This is a genomic window from Nonomuraea candida (assembly GCF_000725485.1).
In the GTDB taxonomy this organism is placed as follows: domain Bacteria; phylum Actinomycetota; class Actinomycetes; order Streptosporangiales; family Streptosporangiaceae; genus Nonomuraea; species Nonomuraea candida.
This window is the reverse complement of the sequence record NZ_JOAG01000014.1, coordinates 69712-92452: the sequence shown is the minus strand read 5'-3', so window position 1 is coordinate 92452 and position 22741 is coordinate 69712. Positions and strand designations below refer to the sequence as shown.

General features: G+C 71.3%; 19 protein-coding genes. 4 read left to right on the top strand and 15 right to left on the bottom strand.

Translation table 11 applies throughout. The features are described 5' to 3' along the window. Positions 1–126: 126 nt before the first annotated feature. Positions 127–1041, top strand: a complete 915-nt coding sequence (locus IO39_RS14730) for a peptidylprolyl isomerase (RefSeq protein WP_043622080.1) — start codon at positions 127–129, stop codon at positions 1039–1041. A gap of 231 nt (positions 1042–1272) precedes the next feature. On the opposite strand, the gene aspS is transcribed toward IO39_RS14730, so the two are convergent. Genes aspS through IO39_RS14715 form a run of 3 tightly spaced genes read right to left on the bottom strand, consistent with a single transcriptional unit; the run spans position 1273 to position 5007 of the window. Then, the gene (aspS, locus tag IO39_RS14725; RefSeq protein WP_043622078.1) at positions 1273–3009 is read right to left on the bottom strand and encodes an aspartate--tRNA ligase; all 1737 of its coding nucleotides are present in this window, start codon (positions 3007–3009) and stop codon (positions 1273–1275) included. 58 nt (positions 3010–3067) lie between these two features. Beyond that, entirely contained in the window at positions 3068–4327 is a 1260-nt protein-coding gene (hisS, locus tag IO39_RS14720; RefSeq protein WP_043622077.1) for a histidine--tRNA ligase, read from the bottom strand. Then, positions 4327–5007 carry an MBL fold metallo-hydrolase gene (locus tag IO39_RS14715; RefSeq protein ID WP_043622074.1) on the bottom strand — a complete coding sequence of 227 codons (681 nt, stop codon included), beginning with the start codon at positions 5005–5007 and terminating at the stop codon, positions 4327–4329. The genes hisS and IO39_RS14715 overlap by 1 nt, the downstream gene beginning before the upstream one ends. Before the next feature lie 138 nt (positions 5008–5145). Between IO39_RS14715 and IO39_RS14710 the strand changes: the two genes are divergently transcribed. The 3 genes from IO39_RS14710 to IO39_RS57690 all read left to right on the top strand — a co-directional run bounded on the left by IO39_RS14710 (position 5146) and on the right by IO39_RS57690 (position 8484). Further along, complete coding sequence (locus IO39_RS14710; protein ID WP_342671418.1) at positions 5146–6015, top strand: peptidylprolyl isomerase; 870 nt, start codon at positions 5146–5148, stop codon at positions 6013–6015. Positions 6016–6077: 62 nt separating this feature from the next. Beyond that, positions 6078–7307, top strand: coding sequence for a DUF349 domain-containing protein (locus IO39_RS14705; RefSeq protein WP_043622297.1), 1230 nt, complete (start codon positions 6078–6080; stop codon positions 7305–7307). A gap of 85 nt (positions 7308–7392) precedes the next feature. Then, a complete protein-coding gene (locus tag IO39_RS57690; protein WP_245641972.1) occupies positions 7393–8484 on the top strand; it encodes a cupin domain-containing protein in 1092 nt (363 codons plus the stop codon). A 73-nt stretch (positions 8485–8557) separates the two neighbouring features. On the opposite strand, the gene IO39_RS14690 is transcribed toward IO39_RS57690, so the two are convergent. The 12 genes from IO39_RS14690 to pdxT all read right to left on the bottom strand — a co-directional run bounded on the left by IO39_RS14690 (position 8558) and on the right by pdxT (position 22659). Beyond that, positions 8558–10750, bottom strand: a complete 2193-nt coding sequence (locus tag IO39_RS14690) for a RelA/SpoT family protein (protein WP_043622068.1) — start codon at positions 10748–10750, stop codon at positions 8558–8560. A 187-nt stretch (positions 10751–10937) separates the two neighbouring features. Continuing rightward, on the bottom strand, positions 10938–11456 hold the full coding sequence (locus IO39_RS14685) for an adenine phosphoribosyltransferase (protein ID WP_043622066.1): 519 nt from the start codon (positions 11454–11456) through the stop codon (positions 10938–10940). Positions 11457–11729: 273 nt separating this feature from the next. Then, the gene (gene secF, locus IO39_RS14680; protein ID WP_084772871.1) at positions 11730–12728 is read right to left on the bottom strand and encodes a protein translocase subunit SecF; all 999 of its coding nucleotides are present in this window, start codon (positions 12726–12728) and stop codon (positions 11730–11732) included. 1 nt (position 12729) lies between these two features. Further along, the gene (secD, locus tag IO39_RS14675) at positions 12730–14661 is read right to left on the bottom strand and encodes a protein translocase subunit SecD (protein ID WP_052422895.1); all 1932 of its coding nucleotides are present in this window, start codon (positions 14659–14661) and stop codon (positions 12730–12732) included. A gap of 91 nt (positions 14662–14752) precedes the next feature. Further along, positions 14753–15139 (bottom strand): preprotein translocase subunit YajC, encoded by a 387-nt coding sequence (yajC, locus tag IO39_RS14670; RefSeq protein WP_245641971.1) that lies wholly within the window; start codon positions 15137–15139, stop codon positions 14753–14755. Positions 15140–15356: 217 nt separating this feature from the next. Next, positions 15357–16427 carry a Holliday junction branch migration DNA helicase RuvB gene (ruvB, locus tag IO39_RS14665; RefSeq protein WP_052422908.1) on the bottom strand — a complete coding sequence of 357 codons (1071 nt, stop codon included), beginning with the start codon at positions 16425–16427 and terminating at the stop codon, positions 15357–15359. A gap of 177 nt (positions 16428–16604) precedes the next feature. Continuing rightward, complete coding sequence (gene ruvA, locus IO39_RS14660) at positions 16605–17225, bottom strand: Holliday junction branch migration protein RuvA (RefSeq protein WP_043622051.1); 621 nt, start codon at positions 17223–17225, stop codon at positions 16605–16607. Between the two features lie 331 nt (positions 17226–17556). After that, positions 17557–18087, bottom strand: coding sequence for a crossover junction endodeoxyribonuclease RuvC (gene ruvC / locus IO39_RS14655; RefSeq protein ID WP_043622290.1), 531 nt, complete (start codon positions 18085–18087; stop codon positions 17557–17559). Between the two features lie 83 nt (positions 18088–18170). Next, positions 18171–19316 carry a GNAT family N-acetyltransferase gene (locus IO39_RS14650; protein WP_245641970.1) on the bottom strand — a complete coding sequence of 382 codons (1146 nt, stop codon included), beginning with the start codon at positions 19314–19316 and terminating at the stop codon, positions 18171–18173. A gap of 10 nt (positions 19317–19326) precedes the next feature. Then, positions 19327–21087 (bottom strand): carbohydrate ABC transporter permease, encoded by a 1761-nt coding sequence (locus tag IO39_RS14645; protein WP_043622049.1) that lies wholly within the window; start codon positions 21085–21087, stop codon positions 19327–19329. 237 nt (positions 21088–21324) lie between these two features. Further along, positions 21325–22077: a YebC/PmpR family DNA-binding transcriptional regulator gene (locus IO39_RS14640; protein WP_043622046.1), complete on the bottom strand. Its 753-nt coding sequence runs from the start codon at positions 22075–22077 to the stop codon at positions 21325–21327. Between the two features lie 3 nt (positions 22078–22080). Next, positions 22081–22659 (bottom strand): pyridoxal 5'-phosphate synthase glutaminase subunit PdxT, encoded by a 579-nt coding sequence (gene pdxT / locus IO39_RS14635; RefSeq protein WP_043622044.1) that lies wholly within the window; start codon positions 22657–22659, stop codon positions 22081–22083. Between the last annotated feature and the right edge of the window lie 82 nt (positions 22660–22741).

Sequence of the window (22741 nt, the reverse complement as noted above, 5' to 3'; positions counted from 1 at the left end):
CATAAGGTTCATCTCACCAAACGTCGCTCTGGCGGCTTTCGCCACTTACGTCCGTCACATATCGGAGGCCGGTAGCATTCGCGGAGTTGTTTGGTCATGCGACGGCAAAGACGAGAGGACATAGCGGTGAGCGGCGAGGACCGCCAGAACGAAGAGGACCGCCAGCGACAGCTGGCGCGGGAGCACAAGGAACGGCAGGCCAAGCGCGCGGCCGAGCAGACCGGCAAGGCGAAGCGGAACACCTTCATCGGCGCGGCCGTTGCCGTGGTCGTGGTCGCGGGCGGCATCTTCGCCGCGACCACCCTGGTCGGCAACGACAACGACACGTCCGCCGCCGCGGCACAGGCCTCGGCCGCCGCGACCGCCACTCCCACCGTCAACATGCCGACGGCGCTGCCGAGCAGCACGCCGACGGCGAAGCCCGGCGCCATCACGTGCGAGTACAAGCGTGACACCTCGGTGCCGCACAAGTTCGTCGGGCTCCCGCCCAAGAAGCCCAACCTGAAGCTCTCGACGATGACCGTGACCACCAACCACGGCAAGATCGTCATCGAGGTGGACCCCAACGCCACCCCGTGCTCGGTGAACTCCATGGCCTTCCTGGCCAAGAAGGGCTTCTACGAGGGCAACAAGTGCCACCGCCTGGCCAAGCCCGAGACCTCCGGCCTGTTCCTGCTGCAGTGCGGCGACCCGCAGGCCAAGGCCGACGGCAAGAACCCGACCGACGGCCAGGGCAACGCCGGGTACGTCTTCAGGGACGAGGCCGTGGGCACGATCCCCTACGGCAGGGGCGTGGTCTTCCTGACCCAGCCGCTGGACGCGGCCGGGCAGAACAGCAGCCAGTTCGCCATCTCGCTGTCGGACGAGAACACGCAGATCGAGCCGGTCTACTCGGTGCTGGGCATGGTCAGGTCCGGCCTGGAGATCCTGGACAAGGTCGCCGAGGACGGCGTGCTCGTCAACCCCGACGACATCACGGGCGACGGCGGCTCCACCGCGCCGAAGAACCCGGTCGTCATCAAGAAGGTCACCCTCAAGTAGCAGGGGCCTCACACCCGAGCGGCGGGCACCACCGACACGGTGGTGCCCGCCGCTTTCCGCGTGGAACCGCCTCGGGACGCGCCGGCGCACGCCCGGCTTCCGCCCGCCGCACGCCGGGCGCACCGCCGCGTGCGGGCCCGGGGCCCGAGCGGTGCGAGGCGCGCGGCCCGAGCGGCCGGCCCGAGGAGCCGGGTGGCCGTCTCGGGCCGGGTGGATCGGCCGGGAGGGTGGTTACGCCTCCGTCTTGGGCCGGGCGTCCACGCCCGCCTCCTTGCGCTGGTCGGCCGTGATCGGCGTGGGCGCGCCCGTGAGCGGGTCGAAGCCGGAGGCCGTCTTCGGGAAGGCGATCACGTCGCGGATCGAGTCGCCGCCGGACAGCAGCATGCAGATCCGGTCCCAGCCGTAGGCGATGCCGCCGTGCGGGGGCGGGCCGTACTTGAACGCCTCCAGCAGGAAGCCGAACTTGCTCTCCGCCTCCTCCTTGGAGATGCCGAGCACGTCGAACACGCGCTGCTGCATCTCGGCCCGGTGGATACGGATGGAGCCGCCGCCGATCTCCATGCCGTTGCAGACCATGTCGTAGGCGTAGGCCAGCGCCTCGCCCGGGTGGTCCTGGAAGTTGTCGGCCCACTCCGGCTTCGGCCCGGTGAACGGGTGGTGCACGGCCGTCCAGCCGCCCTCGCCGTCCTCCTCGAACATGGGGGCGTCGACGACCCACAGGAACGACCACTGCGACTCGTCGATGAGGTTGCAGCGCCGCCCGATCTCCAGGCGGGCCGCGCCGAGCAGGTCGCGGGAGGCGTTCCTGGCGCCGGCCGCGAAGAAGATCGCGTCGCCGGGCGCGGCGCCGACCTTGGCGGCCAGCCCGGACAGCTCCTCCTCCGACAGGTTCTTGGCGACCGGGCCGCCGAGGGTGCCGTCTTCCTGGACGAGGACGTAGGCCAGGCCCTTGGCGCCGCGCGAGCGGGCCCACTCCTGCCAGCCGTCGAGCTCCTTGCGGGTCTGCGAGGCCCCGCCGGGCATGACGACGGCGCCCACGTAGTCGGCCTGGAAGACGCGGAAGGAGGTGTTGGCGAAGTAGCCGGTCATCTCGACCAGCTCCTGGCCGAAGCGCAGGTCCGGCTTGTCGGAGCCGTAACGCGCCATGGCGTCGGCGTAGGTCATGCGCGGCAGCGGGGTCGGCAGCTCGTAGCCGACGATCTCCCGCCACAGCCGGCCGATCAGCTTCTCGCCGACCGCGATGACGTCCTCCTGGTCCACGAAGGACATCTCGACGTCGATCTGCGTGAACTCCGGCTGCCTGTCGGCCCGCAGGTCCTCGTCGCGGTAGCACTTGGCGAGCTGGTAGTAGCGCTCCAGGCCGGCCACCTGGAGGAGCTGCTTGAACAGCTGCGGCGACTGCGGCAGCGCGTACCAGTTGCCGGGCTGCAGGCGCACCGGCACCAGGAAGTCGCGCGCGCCCTCGGGCGTGGAGCGGGTCAGCGTGGGCGTCTCGACGTAGACGAAGCCGAGCTCGTGCATCACCTCGTTGGCCAGGTAGGTGGCCTTGGAGCGGGTGCGCATCGCGCTGGCCACCTGCTGGCGGCGGATGTCGAGGTAGCGGTACTTCAGCCGCGCCTCCTCCGACACCCCCACGTTGCCCTCGATCGGGAACGGCAGCGGCGCGGACTCGCTCAGCACCTCGACCCGCTCGGCCACCACCTCGATCGCGCCGGTCGGCAGCTCGGGGTTCTCGTTGCCCTCGGGGCGCACCCTGACCTGGCCGACGACCTGCACGCAGTATTCGGCGCGCAGGTCGTGGGCGTGGTCCTCCTCGCGGAAGACCACCTGCGCCGAGCCGGAGGCGTCACGCAGGTCGATGAAGACGACGCCGCCGTGGTCACGGCGGCGGGCCACCCATCCTGCGAGCGTCACCTGCTGCCCGGCGTGCTCCTCACGGAGCGACCCGGCGGTATGCGTGCGGATCACTGCACTTTCCCTTCATACGGATAGGAGGAGAGGGGCGGCAGCGGCCCTGGCTCGCCGGTCACTGCACCTTCCCCTTCAAGAATTCGACGACCTGAGCCAGCGGCACCTCGCTCTGCTCCGCGGTCGCCAGGTCCTTCACCTGCACGGCCTCGGCCGCGAGGTCACGCTCGCCCAGGATCAGCGCGAACGCGGCGCCCGAGCGGTCGGCGCCCTTCATCGCGCCCTTGAGACCCTTGCCGCCGAAGGCCATGTCGGCGCTGAGGCCCGCCTCGCGCAGCTCGCCCACGAGCAGGAACATGCGGCGGCGGGCGTCGTCACCCAGCGGGACACCGTACACCTGCACGCGCTGTCGCGCCTCGTCGTCGGCCAAGCCCTCGGCCTGCATGGCCAGGAACGTGCGGTCGACGCCGAGCGCCCAGCCGACGCTCGGCAGCGGCGGGCCGTCGAGCATCTCGCTGAGCCCGTCGTAGCGGCCCCCGCCGCCGACCGCGGACTGCGAGCCGAGCCCTCCGTGCACGAACTCGAACGTGGTGCGCGTGTAGTAGTCGAGCCCGCGCACCAGCCTGGGGTCGTCGGTGAAGGCCACGCCGCAGGCCGTCAGCAGGCCGCGGACCTCCTCGTGGTAGGCCTTGCAGGCCGCGCACAGGTGATCGACGACCAGCGGGGCGTCGGCGAGCTGGTCCTGCACCTCGGACCGCCGGTCGTCGAGCACCCGCAGCGGGTTGATCTCGATGCGCGCCCGGGTCTCCTCGTCGAGGTCGAGCCCGCGCAGGAACTCCTGGAGCGCGGCGCGGTAGGCGGGCCGGCAGTTCTGGTCGCCGAGCGAGTTGAGCAGCAGCGTGACGTTCTTCAGCCCGAGCGAGGCGAAGCCGCGGGCGGCCAGCACGATCAGCTCGGCGTCGAGCGCCGGGTCCTCGGAGCCGAGCGCCTCGGCGCCGACCTGCCAGAAGTGACGGTAGCGGCCCCGCTGGGCGCGCTCGTAGCGGAACTGGCTGCCGGAATACCACAACTTGACCGGGAGCTGGCCGGTGTGCAGGTTGTGCTGGAGCACCGCGCGCACGACCGAGGCGGTGCCCTCGGGGCGCAGCGTCAGGGAGCGGCCGCCCTTGTCGGCGAAGGTGTACATCTCCTTCGTGACGATGTCGGTCGACTCGCCTACGCCCCTGGCGAACAGCTGTGTGTCTTCGAAGACGGGCGTCTCGATGTAGCCGTACCCCGCCGTGCGCAGTGGCGCGGCCAGGGCCTCGCGTACGGCGAGGACCCGCTCGGAGCGGGGCGGCAGCCAGTCGAAGGTGCCCTTGGGTGCTTGGAAGCTCATTAGATCCCTCGTGTGGGACCGGCGTGCGGCGCTGCTTCCTTCAGGTATGGGTTGGACGAGCGCTCGCGGCCGATCGTGGTCTGTGGTCCGTGGCCCGGCAGCACGACCGTATCGTCCGGCAGCGGCAGACACTTGGTAGCCAGGCTGCGCAGGATCGTCGGATAGTCGCCACCGGGAAGGTCGGAGCGGCCGATGGAGCCGGCGAACAGCAGGTCGCCCGAGAACATGATCTGGTCACCGGGCAGCCGGAAGCTCACCGACCCCCTGGTATGGCCGGGCGTGTGGTCGACCACGAGCTCCAGGCCGGCGAGCTTCAGCACGGCGCCGTCGGACAGCTCGCGCACGTCGTCGGGCTCGCTCAGCGTGATGCCGCCGAACAGCTCGGCGCTGGTGTCGGACCAGCCGGCCGCCGGGTCGCTGAGCAGGTGGCGGTCCTCCGGGTGGATCCACGCGGGCACGTCGCGCGCGCCGCAGACGGGCGCCACCGACCAGACGTGGTCGAGGTGGCCGTGGGTGAGCAGGACCGCGACGGGCTTGAGCCGGTGCTCGCGCAGCAGCTCGTCGACGCCATCGGCCGCGTCCTGACCTGGATCGACGATCACGCACTCCTCGCCGGCGGCGGGCGCGACGACGTAACAATTGGTCTGGAAGGCCCCTGCGGGGAAGCCGGCGATGAGCATCTGCCTCAGGTGATCTCGTCGAAAAGCCAATGGGAATGTAACCGAAGGGTACCGGTGCGGGTCGCCGGGCTGCGAATCATTACCCGTTGGCCGATACGATTCGCCCACCTCAGTTGATTGACTATGGGAGGCAAAGCGGTGGCCACGGGGAAGGACCGGCAGAAGCAGCTGGCGCGCGAGCACTACGAGCGGCAGATGCAGCGCCGCATCGAGCGCGAGCAGAAGGCCAAGCGCACGGCGATCATCGGCTCCACCGTGGGCGTGGTGATCGTGGTCGGCGGCATCGTGGCCGCGGTCGCGCTGCTCGGTGGCAACGACACGGGCACGGACGCGGCCACCTCGCCCTCGGCGGCCCCCTCCGACACCGCGGCGGCCTCGGCGCCGGCGGGGCCGAAGCCGTTCGACGCGGCGACGGGCACGTGCGACTACGTCAAGGACACCGGGGGCGGCCAGATCAAGGACGTCGGCATGCCGCCGACGAAGGTGAAGACCGAGCCGGCCACGAAGACGATGACGCTCGAGACCAACCTGGGCGACATCGTGGTCGAGCTGAACAACGCCAAGGCGCCGTGCACGACCAACTCGCTGGAGTTCCTGGCGAGCAAGAAGTACTACAACGGCAGCAAGTGCCACCGGCTCGGCAACGACAAGTTCCCCATGCTCCAGTGCGGCGACCCGACCGCCAAGGCCGACGGCAAGAGCCAGGACGGCTCGGGCGGCCCCGGCTACGTGATGGCCGAGGAGAACCTCCAGGGAGCCCAGTACAAGCGTGGCGTGATGGCCATGGCCAAAACGCAGGCCCCCGGCAGCACGGGCAGCCAGTTCTTCCTGGTTTACGGGGACATCGGGCTCACCCCTGATTACACGCCTGTGGGTACGATCACCAAGGGGCTCGACATCCTGGACAAGGTGAACAAAGCAGGCGTCATCTCCGACGGGGGCGACGGGACGGGAGCGCCAAAGGAAACCGTCGAAATCAAAGACGTGACAATCGCCGGCAAGAGCTGACGTAATACAAACTAGGGACGAAGTAGTCCCGAAGGGTCTGATGGATAGTGCGGGAGGACACGGTGAGCACCGACCCGTGGGGCCGGGTAGACGACGACGGCACCGTCTACGTGCGTACGGCTGAGGGAGAGCGAGCCGTCGGCTCCTGGCAGGCCGGTGAACCCGAAGAGGCACTGGCCTACTTCCATCGCAAGTACGACGAGCTGGCCGGCCAGGTTCAGCTGCTCGAACAGCGCGTCAGGGGCACCGATCTGGCTCCGGCCCAGGCCGAGGCGAGCATCACCAAGCTGCGCGAGGCCGTGGCCGACGCCCACGCCGTCGGTGACCTCGCCGCGCTGACGGCCAGGCTCGACGGCCTGACGGAGCTGGTGGCCCAGCGCCGCGAGGAGGTCAAGGCGGCCCGGGAGCACGCGCGGGCGGAGGCCAGGGCGGTCAAGGAGCGCATCGTCGGCGAGGCCGAGCGCATCGCGGAGGAGACCACCCACTGGAAGTCCGGCGGCGAGCGGCTGCGGCAGCTCGTCGAGGAGTGGAAGGCCGCCGACCGCATCGACCGGGTCACCGAGGCCGCGCTGTGGAAGCGGCTGTCGGCGGCGCGCACCGCGTTCGCCAAGCGGCGCAAGCAGTACTTCGCCGGGCTCGACGAGCAGCGTGAGGGCGTCCGCGCGGCCAAGGAGCGCATCGTCGCCGAGGCCGAGGCGATCGCCGGCTCCACCGACTGGGGCCAGACCGCGGCGATCTACCGCGACCTGATGCAGCAGTGGAAGACCGCCGGCCGGGCCTCGCGCGAGGTCGAGGACGAGCTGTGGGGCCGCTTCAAGGCCGCCCAGGACCAGTTCTTCCAGGCCCGTTCGGCGGTCTTCGCCGAGCGTGACGCCTCGCTGGCCGCCAACGCGGAGGTCAAGGAGGAGCTGCTGGCCGAGGCCGAGAAGATCCTGCCGGTCACCGACGTGCGCACGGCCAGGGCGGCGCTGCGGCACATCCTGGAGCGCTGGGAGGCCGCCGGCCCCGTGCCGCGCGAGCAGCGCGACCGGCTGGAGGGCGGGCTGCGCAAGGTCGACGAGGCCGTGCGCAAGGCCGAGGACGCCGAGTGGAAGCGCTCCAACCCCGAGGCCAGGGCCCGCGCCCAGAGCACGGTCGACCAGCTGCGCACCTCGATCGAGCAGCTGGAGAAGCGGCTGTCGAAGGCGCAGGCCGCGGGCCGGGCCAAGGACGTCAAGGAGGCCGAGGAGGCCCTGACCGCCCGCCGTTCGTGGCTGGCGGAGGCCGAGCGCACGCTGGCCGAGTTCAGCTAGGGCTCTCCGGTCGGGGCGCTTTCTCCCCGGGCCGCCGTCGCCGATCGGGCGGCGAGCGACGGCGGCCGGGATCTAGGCTGGCGGGATGGACCCCGTCTCCGCCGCGCGCGCCCTGGTCGAAGAGATGTTTCCGGGCGCCCTGTACGCCTTCGTCGGCGGCAGCGTGCTCACCGAGCACCGCACCAGCACCTCCGACCTCGACATCGTCGTGGTGCTGGACGGCCTGTCCACCCCCTATCGCGAGTCGTTGCGCTGGCGCGAGTGGCCGGTCGAGCTGTGGGTCAACGGCGAGACCAGCCTGGCCGCCTACCTCGACCAGGGCCTGGACGTGCGCCGGCCGACGCTGGCGCGCATCTGCGCCGACGGCGCGGTGGTGGTCGACAGGACGGGCGGCCGGGCCAGCGACCTGCAGAGCACGCTGGCCGAACGCCTGGCCGCCGGCCCGTCGGGGCCGACCCAGGGCCAGGTCGAGCGGGCCAGATACGTGCTGTCCGACCTCCTCGACGACCTGACGGGCGTCACGGACCCGGGCGAGCGGGCGTTCATCTCGTGGGAGGTCGTCCAGGCGACGGCCAGGATGGCGCTGAGCATGGGGCGGGCCTGGCAGGGCAACGGCAAGTGGCTGCTGCGGGACCTGCGCGCCCACGACCCCGAGCTGGCCGAGGAACTGCTGGCGGGCCGTGACGACCCCGGCAGGCTGGCCGCGGTGGCCACGAAGGTGCTCGAACGGGCCGGAGGGCGCCTCTGGGAGGGTTACCGGGCCCAGGGTGACCCCTTCCACCGGCCGCTGCGTCACGTGCCCTCAGGGGCGCTCTCCGGCGAAACGGCGCAAAGCCCCGGCATGACGCGGCTGGCCGCCATCAGCGGCACCACGACCGGCTCCTCCCGGCTGTGGATGGGACAGACGCGCGTCGCCCCCGCCACCCGCTCCTCCGACCACCACCACGGCGCCTCCGAGACGGCCATCTACGTGGTCAGCGGGCGGCCGTCGTTCGTGTTCCTGGAGGAGGGACGGGAGAGGCGCATCGACGCCGGGCCGGGCGACTACGTGTATGTGCCTCCGTACGTGCCGCACCGCGAGGAGAACCGCGACCCGGCGCAGGAGGCCGTCGTGGTCATCGCGCGCAGCACCCAGGAGGCGGTCGTGGTCAACCTGCCCGACCTGCGCCAGCGCTGACCCACCGGCCCCGCGGGCGCGCAGAGCCCGGCCCGCGCGGACACGAGGACGTCCTTGGGCCACCGCCCCCGGGTCAGCTGCCCGCGCCGCTGACCCGGTAGACGTCGAACACGCCCTGGATGCTGCGCACCGCCTTGAGCACGTGGCCCAGGTGCTTCGGGTCGCCCATCTCGAAGGTGAACTTGCTGATCGCCACCCGGTCGCGCGAGGTCGTGACCGAGGCGCTGAGGATGTTGACGTGCTGGTCGGACAGGGTGCGGGTGACGTCGGACAGCAGCCGCGGCCGGTCGAGCGCCTCCACCTGGATGGCCACCAGGAACACGCTGTCGTCGCTCGGCGACCAGCTCACCTCCACCAGCCGGTCGGGCTGCGTCTTGAGCTGCTGCACGTTGGTGCAGTCGGCCCGGTGGACCGACACGCCGTGGCCCCGGGTGACGAAGCCGACGATCTCGTCGCCGGGCACCGGGGTGCAGCACTTCGACAGGCGTACCCACACGTCGGCGTCGCCCGCCACGACCACGCCCGCGCCGCCGCCACCGCGCGGCCGGCCGCGCAGCCGGGTCGGCAGCGAGGTCTCGGCGATGTCCTCCTCGGCGCTGTCGACGCCGCCGATCGAGGCCACCAGCTTCTGCACGACCGACTGGGCCGCGATGTGGCCCTCGCCGACGGCCGCGTAGAGGGCGGAGACGTCGGGATAGCGCAGGTCGCGGGCGAGCGCCAGCAGCGCCTCGCCGGACATCAGCCGCTGCAGCGGCAGGCCCTGCTTGCGCATGGCCCGGCCGATGGCCTCCTTGCCGGCCTCGATCGCGGTCTCGCGGCGCTCCTTGGAGAACCACTGGCGGATCTTGTTGCGGGCCCGGCCCGACTTGACGAACTTCAGCCAGTCGCGCGACGGCCCGGCGTCCGGCGACTTGGAGGTGAAGATCTCCACCGTGTCGCCGTTGCCGAGCCGTGACTCCAGGGGCACCAGCCGCCCGTTGACCCGGGCGCCGATGCAGCGATGCCCCACCTCCGTGTGCACGGCGTAGGCGAAGTCGACCGGCGTGGCCCCCTCGGGCAGCGCGATGACCGAGCCCTTGGGGGTGAAGACGTAGACCTCGGAGACCGACAGGTCGAAGCGCAGCGACTCCAGGAACTCGCCCGGGTCGGAGGTCTCCTTCTGCCAGTCGAGGAGCTGGCGCAGCCAGGCCATGTCGCTGCCCGGCTTGACCTTGCCGGTGGGGCCGGGGGCGCCGACCTCCTCTTTGTACTTCCAGTGCGCGGCGACGCCGTATTCGGCCCTGTGGTGCATCGCGTGGGTGCGGATCTGCAGCTCCACCGGCTTGCCCTCGGGGCCGATGACCGTCGTGTGCAGCGACTGGTACATGTTGAACTTGGGCATCGCTATGTAGTCTTTGAAGCGCCCCGGCACCGGGTTCCAGCGGGCGTGGATGGTGCCGAGCGCGGCATAGCAGTCACGCACGCTGTCGACCAGCACGCGGATGCCCACGAGGTCGTAGATGTCGTCGAACGCGACGTCGCGCGCGATCATCTTCTGGTAGACCGAGTAGTAGTGCTTCGGCCGGCCCTTGACCACCGCGCGGATCTTCGCCTCGCGCAGGTCGCCGTGCACCTTCTCGATGACCTCCTGCAGGAACAGGTCCCTGCGCGGCGCCCGCTCCGACACCATGCGCGCGATCTCGTCGTAGCGCTTGGGGTAGAGCATGGCGAAGGCGAGGTCCTCCAGCTCCCACTTGATCGTGTTCATGCCCAGGCGGTGGGCCAGCGGGGCGAAGATCTCCAGCGTCTCGCGCGACTTCTGGTGGCGCTTGTGCTCCGGCAGGTAGCGCATGGTGCGCATGTTGTGCAGCCGGTCGGCCAGCTTGATGATCAGCACGCGGATGTCGCGCGACATGGCCACGACCATCTTGCGCACGGTCTCGGCCTGCGCGGCGTCGCCGAACTTGACCTTGTCGAGCTTGGTCACGCCGTCGACCAGGGACCCGATCGTGTCGCCGAAGTCGCCGCGCAGCTCGTCGAGGCTGTAGGCGGTGTCCTCCACCGTGTCGTGCAGCAGCGCCGCGCACAGGGTCTCGTCGTCGGTGCCGAGCTCGGCCAGGATCGTCGCCACGGCCAGCGGATGCGTGATGTACGGGTCGCCGGACTTCCGCTTCTGGTCGCGGTGGTGGTAGGCGGCGACGTCGTAGGCACGCTCGATCAGGCGCAGGTCGGCCTTGGGATGGGTGGCGCGGACCGTCCGGAACAACGGCTCCAGCACCGGATTCATGGCCCCACCCCCAAACCGCCTTCGACGCACCGCCGGAACGCCCGGCGCCTCGGCATTGCCGGAGTCGGTCACGTCGGGCACGACCACATCACGGGGCACACAGACTCCTCACGCAAAAGCTCCTCACGTTCGAGTCCAGATCCCCCAGTGTATCCAGGCGGCGAACCTGGGCGGCCGCGGGCCGGGCTCAGACGATCACGAGGGAGCGCAACTCCACTCCCGGCAGCCGCTCACGTCCTTTGAGGAAGGCCAGCTCCATCAGCACGGCGATGCCGACGACCTCGGCTCCGGCCCTCTCCACCAGCTCCACGGTGGCCTTCGCGGTGCCGCCCGTGGCCAGCACGTCGTCGACGATGAGCACGCGGTCGCCGGGGGCGAACGCGTCACGGTGGACCTCGATGGTCGCGGAGCCGTACTCCAGATCGTAGGACTCTTCCAGGGTCTCGGCGGGCAGTTTCCCCTTCTTGCGCACCGGCACGAACCCGGCCGCCGCCCGGTAGGCCACCGGCGCGGCGAGGATGAACCCCCGCGCCTCGATGCCCACGATCTTGTCCACCTGGTGGAGCCCGGCCAGCTCGTCCACCACGGCCGCCATCGCGACCGGGTCGGCCAGGAGCGGGGTGATGTCCTTGAACAGGACGCCCGGCTTGGGATAGTCGGGCACGTCCCTGATCCGGTCCAGGATCAACGTGCTGAGCTCGGTCATGGCGTCTTCCTCGCTTCTCTCCACCGGCCGTGTGCCGCGCTCCATGATGGTGCATTCCGGGACCCGATCCGTACCCGGCGCCCGCCGGCCTGCCTGTGCGGCCCTGTTCGGGCCGTGCGCGACCTCCGGGCCGTGCGGCCCTGTGCCGGGCTCGCCTGGCCTGCGGGGCTGTACGGCCCGTGCCGGTCCGGGGCCGCCCGTGGCGGTGCGGCGCACAACGGACGGCGCCCCCGCCCCGGTGAGGGGCGAGGGCGCCGTACGGAAGCCCTGCGGCTAGCCCTTGGCTACCGCGGCGCTTTTGGGACCCTTCGGGCCGCCCTTGCCGCCGCCCGTGGAGGCGAGCCTCCTGGCGATGGCCTGGTACTTCGGCTCGCGCTCCTTCAGCGTCACCAGCAGCGGCGTGGCCACGCACAGCGACGAGTAGGTGCCGACGATCATGCCGACGAACAGTGACAGCGACAGGTCCTTCAGCGTGCCCGCGCCGAGCACGGTGGTGCCGATGAACAGGATCGCCGCCACCGGCAGGATGGCGACCAGCGAGGTGTTCAGCGACCGGATCAGCGTGTGGTTGAGCGCGTTGTTGGCCGCCATCGAGTAGGTCTGCTTGGACGTGTGGCCCAGCTTGGCCGTGACCTCCTTGATCATGTCGAACACCACGACCGCGTCGTAGAGCGAGTAACCGAGGATGGTCAGGAAGCCCAGCAGCGTCGCGGGCGTGACCTCGAAGCCCGACCAGGCGTAGATGCCGGCCGTGATCACGAGGTCGTGGATGAGCGCGACGATGGCGGCCAGCGCCATCTTGGGCTCGAACGCCATCGACAGGTACAGGATGATCGCCAGCATGAACACGCCGAGGCCGATCCAGGCCTTCTGCGAGACCTCACCGCCCCAGGACGGGCCGATGGCCTGGATGCTGACCTGGTCGGCCGGGACGCCGAAGTCCTTGGCGATCGCGCTCTGCACCTGGGCCCGGGTGTCCTCCGGCAGGCTCTCGGTGGTCGCCCGCCAGCCGTCGGTGCCGGCCTGCTGGACGATCACCTGGTGCACGCCCTCGTCCCGAACCGACTCGCGGACCTGCTCGACCGTGGCCGTGGTGGTCTTGAACGAGAAGATCGTGCCGCCCTTGAACTCGACGCCCAGGTTGAGCCCGTTGATCAGCAGCCCGGCCAGCGAGATCAGCAGCAACAGGCCCGACAGGCTGTACCACAGCCTCCACTTGCCGACGAAGTCGACGTCGATCTCGCCGCGATAGAGGCGACGCGCAAGTCCCATCTCAGGCCTCCTGCGGAGTGGTCGGGCGGCCGGTCGACGACGTCTCGCTCATTCGCTCGGCGTCGAGGCCCGACAGCGGGTGCCCCTTGGCGAAGAACTTGAGCCTCGCCAGCAGGGCGATGAACGGCTTGGTGAACAGGAACACCACCACGATGTCGATCAGCGTGGTCAGGCCCATCGCGAACGCGAACCCGGCCACACCGCCCACCGCCAGGAAGTACAGCACGATCGCGGCGATGAACATGACGGCGTCGGCGATCAGGATCGTGCGGCGTGCACGGACCCAGGCCACCTCGACGGCCGCGCGAAGCGTCCGCCGCCCTTCCTTCATCTCATCACGAATGCGTTCGAAGTACACGATGAAGGAGTCGGCGGTGATGCCGATCGAGACCACCAGGCCGATGATGTGCGGCAGCGAGAGGCGGAAGCCGGCGTTGTGGCCGAGCACGACCACCGCCGTGTAGGTGACGATCGTGGCCACCACGAGGCTCAGCACCGCCACGATGCCCAGGCCCCGGTAGTAGAAGAGACAGTAGAGGACCACCAGCGCCAGGCCGATCAGGCCGGAGATCAGGCCGCCTTCGAGCTGGTCCTGGCCCAGCGTCGAGGAGACCGTGTCGACGGAGCTGCGGTTGAACTTCAGCGGCAGCGCGCCGTACTTGAGCTGGTCGGCCAGGGTGGTGGCGCTGGCCTGGTCGAAGCCGCCGGTGATCTCGGCCCGGCCGCCGGGGATCGGGCCCTGGATGACGGGGGCGGTGATGACGACGCCGTCGAGCACGACCGCGACCTGGTTGCGCGGCTGCGGCGAGTTGAAGGCGGTGGTGGTGAGCTTGCTCCACTCACCGGCGCCCTTGCTCTTGAAGTCGAGCTGGACGACCCACTCGGTGGTGCCCTGGCGGACGCCCGCCGAGGCCGTGTCGATGTCGGTGCCGACGACCTTGGCGACGTCGAGGACGTACTTGAAGCTGCCGTCGGCCTCGCAGCCGGCGTACTGCTTGGCCGGGTTGTCCTGGACGCCCTGGCCGCGGTTGGCCGGGTCGGCGCAGTTGAGCTTGTTGAACTGCTCCAGCACCGCCGGGTCGATGCCCGAGGTGTCGATGCCGGGGTTCTGCGCGGGAGGCGGCGTGCCGGGCTGGCCGGTGGGGCTGGCCGAGGGCGACGCCTTGGCCTTGCCCTCCTGCCCCTTCTGCCCGGTCTTGCCGTCTTCGCCGGTCTGCGCGGTCTTGCCGTTCTGGGCGGTCTTGCCGTTCTGGCCGTCTCCGCCGTCCTGGGAGGTCTCGCCGTCCTGGCCGTCCTGGCGGGTGTTGCGCTGGCCGCTGCGCTGGCCGTTCTGCTGGCCGGTCGGGGTCGCGGACGGCTGGGCGGTCGGGTCGGCGGCGGGAGCCCCGGCGGCCGGGGCCGCGGCGGCAGGCGCGGTCAGCGCCGACGACAGCGCCTTGCCCGTGGGGGAGGCGCTGGGCGTGGAGGCCGACTGCGTGGCCGAGGGCCGGTTGGACGGCGTGGCCGACGCCGGGGTCGAGGCCTGGCCCGACGGGCTCGCCGAGCCCGAGGGTGAGGCGCCCGGCGTCGGCGCGTTGGTGGCCAGGTCCTGCGGGGCCTGCGTGGCCTCGACGGCGAGCACCTGGCGGAAACGCAGCTCCGCGGTGGTCGCGACCAGCTTGATGGCCTCGCTCTGTCCGACGCCCGGGATGGAGATGATGATGTTGTCGCCGGACTTGGCGACTTCGGCATCGGAGATTCCGGTGCCGTTGACCCGGTCGCGGATGATGTTGACCGCGCGGTCGAGGATCTCCTCAGGCGGTGACGAGTTGTTCAGCGTCACGGGAGTCAGAGTCACCGTCGTGCCGCCGGCGAGGTCGAGCCCCAGCTTGGGGGTGAACGCCTTCTGCAGGAACATCGTCCCGCCCAGGGCGAGGATGAGCGCCAGAAGCACGAGGAGCGTTCGCCCCGGTCGGCTGTGGCTGCTGGTCGGTCGGGCCACTGGTCGTCAGTTCTTTCAGATAGAGGTTTGTCGCAGAGCTTAGTCAGGACTGCTTGGTACTGGAGCCCTGGTCGCCGTTGCGCTCCACGGTGGCCTCGGACTCCTTCTTGCCCTCTTCGTCGAGTTCGGCCTGGTGGGCGGCCGGCTCCTCGTCACTCGCCGGTGCGTCGCCGGGGGTGACGACGCGGCCGATCGCGGCCTTGACCCAGCGGGTCTCGATCCCCGGCGCGACCTCGAGGATGACGTCCTCGTTGTCGACGGCCACGACGGTGGCGAACAGACCCGTCGTGGTCATGACCCGGGTGCCGGGCGTCAGGGAGTTCTGCATCTTGATCGCCTCTTGCTGGCGCTTGCGCTGGGGGCGAATCAGCAGGAAGTAGAACACCACCACCAGAAGAATCAGCGGCAGGATGCTTCCGAGTTGTCCCATGTCCATAAGGGGCGACCTTCCATTGTCGTACAAGAAGTTGACACCGGCCTCGCGCCGGAAATTCCGTGCGTTGCTTCGGGCCGCGCCGCTCAGCCCGTCAGCCTACACAGCCAGCCAAGCCACGGAGTGTAGGCGCTTGTTGCGAAACGCGGCAACGAGGCAGCGTTTCGGCGCGCGGGGAAGTTCCCATTTTGAAACGGTTGCAACCGTTCTGTGATCAGTCGAAAAGTGACGCTCCGAACGCATCGGGTGGCGGTGTCATGCCGAGGTGGGCCCACGCCGCCGCGGTGGCCACCCGGCCCCGCGGCGTCCTGGCCAGCAGACCCTGGCGTACGAGGAAGGGCTCGGCGACCACTTCGACCGTCTCCGGCTCCTCCCCCACGGCCACCGCCAGCGTGGACAGGCCGACGGGGCCGCCGCCGAACTTCTTCAGCAGCACGCCGAGCACCGCCCGGTCGAGCCGGTCGAGCCCCTCGCCGTCGACCTCGTAGAGGTTGAGCGCCGCGGCGGCGATGTCCCGGTCGATCACTCCGTCGGCCCGCACGTCGGCGAAGTCGCGCACGCGGCGCAGCAGCCGGTTGGCGATGCGCGGCGTGCCGCGGGAACGCCGGGCGATCTCGTGCGCGCCCTCGTCGGGCAGGGTCACCCCGAGCAGCTTGGCCGACCGGAAGAGCACCTGCTCCAGCTCGGCGACCTCGTAGAAGTCCATGTGCGCGGTGAAGCCGAACCGGTCGCGCAGCGGCGCGGGCAGCAGCCCGGCCCGGGTCGTGGCGCCGACCAGGGTGAAGGGCGCGATGTCGAGCGGGATCGCGGTCGCGCCCGGGCCCTTGCCCACGACGATGTCGACCCGGAAGTCCTCCATGGCGAGGTAGAGCATCTCCTCGGCGGGCCTGGCCATCCGGTGGATCTCGTCGATGAACAGCACCTCGCCCTCCGTCAGCGTGGACAGGATGGCCGCGAGGTCGCCCGCGCGCTCCAGGGCGGGGCCCGAGGTGATGCGCAGCGGGGCGTTCAGCTCGGCCGCGATGATCATCGCCAGCGTGGTCTTGCCGAGGCCGGGAGAGCCGCTCATGAGCACGTGGTCGGGCGGCTTCTGCCTGCGCAGAGCGCTCTCCAGCACCAGCGACAACTGCTCGCGGACGCGGCCCTGGCCGATGAACTCGCTGAGCCGCTTCGGCCGGAGCGCGGCCTCGATCTGCAGCTCGTCGCCCCCGGCGGCGGACGACAGGATCTCCTCCCGCTCAAGCCCCACGCCGGCACCTCCCTTCCCTGACCGGCACCCGGACATCGACTCCGCCATGGCTATCACGCCCGACCGTCACTTTCCCACGCCCCGAACCCGGCCCGGACCCCGAGCCGGATCTTGAACCGGATCTTGAACCGCCGGCCGGATGCCGGGGTGAGACGCGGGCCGGGCCCCCGGCAGCGTGGGCGGGCCGGGCCCGGAGGCGGGAGGGGGTGGGGGTCATCGGATGCTCAGGGATCGGAGTGCGGCCTTGAGGAGGGCGGCCACCTGGGGCTGGCGTCCGGCGGCCAGGTCGGCCTCGGCCTCCGGCTCCACGGCGGCGACGGCCTCGTCGGCGTCCTTGCCGGAGTAGCCCAGCCCCACCAGGCCCGAGTGGACCTGCTCCCGCCACACCGCCACCCGCCGCTCCCCGTTGAGCGCCGCGTTGACGGCCTCCTCGGGCGTGCCGAGCCGGTCCTTCAGCTCCAGGACGATGCGCTGGGCGCCCTTCTGGCCGATGCCCGGCACCTGGGTCAGGGCCTTGAGGTCGGCACTGGCCACGGCGACCCTGAGCGAGTTGGGCGTGTGCACGGCGAGCATCGCCAGCGCCAGCTTGGGGCCGACGCCGCTGGCCGTCTGCAGGAGCTCGAACACGGCGCGCTCATCGTCGGTGGCGAAGCCGTACAGGGTGAGCGACTCCTCGCGCACCACCAGGGACGTGGCCAGGCGGGCCTCCTCGCCCACGCGCAGGGTGGCGAGGGTGGCCGGGGTGCAGTGGGTGAGGATGCCGACGCCGCCGACCTCGATCACGGCTCCGTCCGGCGCTATCGCCGTCACCTTGCCCGCCACCGACGCGATCACAACCGGCCTCCTGTCACTGACCCCACCACGACGACTCCGCTTCTCTCACCCCGAGCGAGCTTCCCGACGGCTCCTGCCCAGGGTCACGGCAACCCTTGCCCCGACGGCTCCCGTCCCGGATCGCGACGGTCCCGTCTGGACGGACGGGGCCGGGGCTCCGGCAAGGGGCATCTGCCACCCTCTCACGCCGTGGGAGCCGATCGTCGCGCCGCGGCGAGGGTCGTAACAGGCAGCCGCGGGGGCGCCGCCCGCCGTAAGAGCCCGGCCCGCAGGGGTGGAGCCGTGGCCCCTCGGGGGCGGAGGTGGGAGGCGCGGGCCGGCGACGCGGGGATCATCGACCGGGGCCCTTGCGGGTGGCCCGGGCGACGGCCTCGGCGAGGCGGTGCTGGGCGCCGCCGCGCCACACGTGGCAGATGGCCAGGGCGAGGGCGTCGGCGGCGTCGGCGGGCTTGGGCATCTCGGCCAGGCGCAGCAGGCGGGTGACCATGGCGCCGATCTGCTTCTTGTCGGCCGTGCCGCTGCCCGTGATGGCGGCCTTGACCTCTGACGGCGTGTGCAGGGCCACCGGCAGGCCGCGCCGCGCGGCGCAGAGCACCGCGATGCCGGCCGCCTGCGCGGTGCCCATCACCGTGCGGACGTTGTGCTGGCTGAAGACGCGCTCGACCGCCACCGCGTCGGGACGCACGTCGTCGAGCCACTGCTCGATGCCGGCCTCGATGCCCACGAGCCGGGCCCCGAGCTCCTCGTCGGCCCCGGTGCGCACCACCCCGACGGCCACCAGGCTCAGCGGCGCGCCCGGGCGCCCTTCCACCGCGCCCAGGCCGCACCTGGTCAGACCCGGGTCGACGCCCATCACCCGCACCGGCACACCCTCCCCCGCCGCCGAACATGTGTTCGGCACGAGACTTTACCCCCGCCGGGGTGGGCGTGCATCGGAAACGTGGATCAGAAGTAGTCCAGCGTGTACGGCCGGGCGGCGAAGGCGGCTTCGAGTGCCTCGTCGTATCGGTCATCTCCGGAAATGAGACCGCTGAGCCGCAGGGTCTGGACGGGGATTCCGGCGTACAGGGCGGAGAAGCCGTTCACCGAGAGCTTGACGCCGTCGCCGTCCGGGACCGGCGTGGCGCTGCCCGATCCGCCGGAGATCTCCAGTCGCCACGTGCCGCCGCCCCTGATCGGGTCGTCCACGGTGACGACCGCCGAGCAGGCCGCGGTGGACGGGTAGCCCCGCCGCTCGACCGCCGCGGCCACGTCCAGCACCCGGAACATCCAGCGGACCTGCTTGACCTGCTCCCGCGTGCGCTCGGGCAGCAGCCACAACACCGGGTCGTCGGGCGCCACGGCGGCGACGACCTGGGGGGCGACCGTGGACGCGCTGCCGACCAGCGCCCACAGGGCGCGCAGGGTGTCCGCGGAGGCGGCGGCGATGGTGTCGACCTCCAGCTCGTCGCCCTTCCACCGGTAGACGGCCAGGCCGTCGTCGGCGAGGTAGAGGAAGTCGTCCTCCTCGGCGAGCCACAGGCTCCAGGTGCGCTCGTCCCAGCAGACGGGCCCGCTCGACCGGGCCGCCCCGTGCACCCGGTGCAGCACCGAGACGACCTCGGCGGCGTCCGCCGGGCCCATCCTGCGCAGCTTGACCTGCCCCGACGGCCGGATCCCGCGCAGCACCTCGCCGGACAGCCGCACGTTGTGCTGGGCTCCGGCGTGCTCGTAGCCGACCCCGCGGTAGAGGGCGGTGGTGGCGGGGAAGAGCACCGAGACCGCGTCGCCCAGCTCGGCGCCGCGCTCGATGACGGCCCGCATGAGCCGGGTGCCCAGGCCGCGCCCGCGGTCCTCCGGGCTGACGGTGACGCCCGCGATGCCGGCCATCGGCTGCGGCCTGCCGTGCCACCACTGCGTGAACTGGCGCAGCCGCGCCGCCGCCGTCAGCCGGGCACCGTCGAACATCCCGAGATAGCGCCCCTCCGCCAGCGTCGGGACCACCGCCTTGCGCCACTTCTCGCGATCGTCCGGCGACAGCAGGCCGAACGAGCGTTTCCGCAGGTCGAGAACGTCGTCAAGATCCTCGGGAGTCAGGTCACGTATTTCCACAAGGAGCAACCTACGCAGTACGCGCGCGTCCCTGCGAACCATTTGCCGCGATCGCGAGCCGGTCCAGGTAGAGGAGCTGCGCGGTCACCAGAGCGGCCAGCGCGACGGCCACGACGAGCAGCGGCGTGGCGGCCCCGACGTCGGGGGCCGGGGCGGCGTAACCGCTGAGCTGGGTCACCTGGGCGACCGGGGTGGGGAACATGCCGGGGTCCTGGATCACCAGGAGCGGCCAGAGCAGGCCGTGGGCGTTCACGAGCGTGACGGCGCCCACGAGGATGCCCGCCATCGGGAGCGAGGGCAGCAGCACGCCGCCGAAGAAGTCGCGATCGGTCCGCTCGGCCAGGCCCTTGCACAGGAACGTGAGCACGAACAGCGCGGGGACGCTGACCAGCAGGGGCGGGAGCAGGGCGGGGAAGGTGTCGAGCAGGTCGAGGTTGCGCAGGTTCTGCCAGTTGGCGACGGCGAGGGGGCCGGGGCCGACGAACAGCCAGGGCGCGAAGGCCAGCAGCAGCCACTCGCTGCCCCGCCCGAGCGGGCGCAGGCCGCCGATGCCGAGCGCCGCCAGGTACGCCACGCCGACCGAGACGAGCGCCCCGGCCAGGGCGGGGACCCAGGTGTTGAGCTGGGCGCGCAGGGTGCCCGCGGGGGTGGCGCGCGAGGCCAGCACGCCGTCGATCCAGGGCCAGGCCAGGACGAGCGCGACCACCACGACGACGATCAGCGCCGCCACCCCGGCCGCCACGGCCCCCGCCCCCGGCCGCCGCACCGCGGAATCGGCCCCGGCGGGGCCGGAGCCTGGGGCGACAGCGCCGGCGAGACCAGGACCGGACGGAACGGAAGCGGAGGGGCCGAACGGCGCGGGGCCGGGAGAGGCGGGTGGCGTGCCCGGGGCGACATGGTGGCCGGAGGGGGCCGGCGCGGTGTCGCTCTGTGCCGTTTCGCGGGGGTTCAGGGTGATGCGCAACCGGGAGACGACCGCGACGACGGTGGCGGCGATGCCCAGCGCGCCGAGGATGACCCCCGTAAGGGCCGCGACGGACGCCCCAGGGCCGAACTGGGCCTGTCTGAAGGCGTAGGCGTACTGGAGGGTCATGAGCGTCTCTGTGGACCTCTCAGGGCCGCCCTTCGTGAGCACCATGCCGATGGAGAACGTCTGGAGCCCCACGGCCACCGTGGCGAGCGCGACGAGCGCCCCGACGGCGAGCATCGCGGGCCCGGGGGTGCCGCCGCGCAGGGCGGGCAGGAACGCGATCACGGCCAGCGCGCACACCACCCCGAACGTGGCGGCGCCGACGATCAGCCGCAGCGTCCCCGGCGCCGTGGCGGGCTCGCGCAGCCCCTCGGCCAGCGTGGCCAGGCCCGGGGCGTCGGGCATCAGCCCGCGCAGCCAGGCCGCCGCGACCGCGACCGGCGAGAAGACCACGACGGCGAGCGAGAGCGCGACGCGCCCGGCCCGCCTCGGCCAGGTGCCGGCCCGGTCGAGCGCCAGCGCCAGCAGCGGCCCCACGACCACGGCCACCAGCAGCGGAATCAGGGTCAGCGAGAGCGTGAACAGCAGCGCCGACCAGAACTCGCCCCCGCCCAGCAGCTTGCCGTAGTTGGACGTCCCCGCGTAGGTGCTCTCCCGCAGGACGCCGCCGCTCTGGAAGCTGAGCCAGATCGTCTGGGCGGTCGGCAGCACCAGGGTGATGAGGGCGCCCAGCAGCGCGGGCACGGCCAGCAGCCAGCCGAGGGCGGGTGAGTATGCCGATGAGGGGTTGGGGGAAGTCACGTCGCCCGACCCTAACCTGCCCGCCCCCGTCACGCACGCAACCCGGCACGCGGGTCCCGGCTTGTCACACGCAGTGCGGCACCCCGGTTCCCCGCCCGGCCGCGAGCACAGCGCGGCGCGCGGGTCCCGGCCCGCCGCGCCGAGGGCCGGGTGCGCGGCGGGCGGGCGAAGAGGTGGTGACGCGCCGAGGGCCCGGCCGGAGCCGAGCCCTCATGAGCGGATGCGGGACGCCGCCCGCTAGTCGAGCGCCGCCAGCACCTCGTCGGAGACGTCGAAGTTGGCGTAGACGTTCTGCACGTCGTCGCTGTCCTCCAGCGCGTCGATGAGGCGGAACACCTTCTTGGCGCCCTCCTCGTCGAGCGGCACGCTCATCGTCGGCATGAAGCTGGACTCGGCGGAGTCGTAGTCGATGCCGGCGTCCTGCAGCGCCTTGCGCACCGGCACCAGGTCGCCGGCCTCGCACACGACCTCGAAGGAGTCGCCGATGTCGTTGACCTCCTCGGCGCCCGCGTCGAGCACGGCCATCAGCACGGTGTCCTCGTCGAGGCCGTCGGCCTTGGGCACGATCACGACGCCCTTGCGGTTGAACATGTACGACACGGACCCGGGGTCGGCCAGCGAGCCGCCGTTGCGGGTCAGCGCGACGCGCACCTCCGAGGCCGCGCGGTTGCGGTTGTCGGTGAGGCACTCGATGAGCACCGCGACGCCGCCGGGCGCGTAACCCTCGTACATGATCGTCTGCCAGTCGGCGCCGCCCGCCTCCAGGCCGCCGCCGCGCTTGCGCGCCCGCTCGATGTTGTCGTTGGGCACGGAGTTCTTCTTGGCCTTGAAGATGGCGTCGAAGAGGGTGGGGTTGGCGTCCGGGTCAGGGCCACCGGTCCGTGCCGCCACTTCGATGTTCTTGATGAGCTTGGCGAACAGCTTGCCGCGCTTGGCGTCGAGCGCGGCCTTCTTGTGCTTCGTCGTCGCCCATTTGGAGTGGCCGGACATTACCTAGAGCTCCCTCACCATGTCTACGAAGTAACGGTGCACGCGTACGTCCCCGGTGAGCTCGGGGTGGAACGACGTAGCGAGCAGCGGCCCTTGACGGACCGCGACGATCCTATCCCCAGGCTCGGCCCTGCCCAGCACTTCGACGTCCGCTCCGACGGATTCGACCCAGGGGGCGCGGATGAAGACCGCGTGCACCCGCTGCCCGGCGAAGTCGAGGTCGGACTCGAAGGAGTCGACCTGGCGGCCGAACGCGTTGCGCCTGACCACCATGTCGATGCCGCCGATGGTCTGCTGGCCGGCGATGCCGTCCTCGATCCGGTCGGCCAGCATGATCATGCCGGCGCAGGAGCCGTAGGCGGGCATGCCCTCCTTGATGCGCAGGCGCAGCGGCTGCAGCATGTCGAAGGTGTCGGCGAGCTTCCACATCGTCGTGGATTCGCCGCCGGGGACGACCAGGGCGTCGACCGCGTCCAGTTCGGCGGGGCGGCGCACGGCGACGGCCGTCGCGCCTGCCTCCTGGAGCATGCGCACATGCTCGCGCACGTCTCCCTGGAGGGCGAGCACACCGATGGTGGGCACAGTCGATCCTTTCGTCCGGGTACGGGTTCGCCATATTCAACACCAATTTCGCCTGGTGTCTTCCTCCAGGGTGCCCCGTCCG

Coding starts and splice junctions, on each gene's coding strand:
- secF (WP_084772871.1), bottom strand. CDS start 12,728: ATGGGACTTGCGCGTCGCCTCTATCGCGGCGAGATCGACGTCGACTTC.
- yajC (WP_245641971.1), bottom strand. CDS start 15,139: ATGGGACAACTCGGAAGCATCCTGCCGCTGATTCTTCTGGTGGTGGTG.
- ruvB (WP_052422908.1), bottom strand. CDS start 16,427: ATGTCCGGGTGCCGGTCAGGGAAGGGAGGTGCCGGCGTGGGGCTTGAG.
- IO39_RS57690 (WP_245641972.1), top strand. CDS start 7,393: ATGGACCCCGTCTCCGCCGCGCGCGCCCTGGTCGAAGAGATGTTTCCG.
- IO39_RS14715 (WP_043622074.1), bottom strand. CDS start 5,007: ATGCTCATCGCCGGCTTCCCCGCAGGGGCCTTCCAGACCAATTGTTAC.
- hisS (WP_043622077.1), bottom strand. CDS start 4,327: ATGAGCTTCCAAGCACCCAAGGGCACCTTCGACTGGCTGCCGCCCCGC.
- IO39_RS14685 (WP_043622066.1), bottom strand. CDS start 11,456: ATGACCGAGCTCAGCACGTTGATCCTGGACCGGATCAGGGACGTGCCC.
- IO39_RS14690 (WP_043622068.1), bottom strand. CDS start 10,750: ATGAATCCGGTGCTGGAGCCGTTGTTCCGGACGGTCCGCGCCACCCAT.
- IO39_RS14640 (WP_043622046.1), bottom strand. CDS start 22,077: ATGTCCGGCCACTCCAAATGGGCGACGACGAAGCACAAGAAGGCCGCG.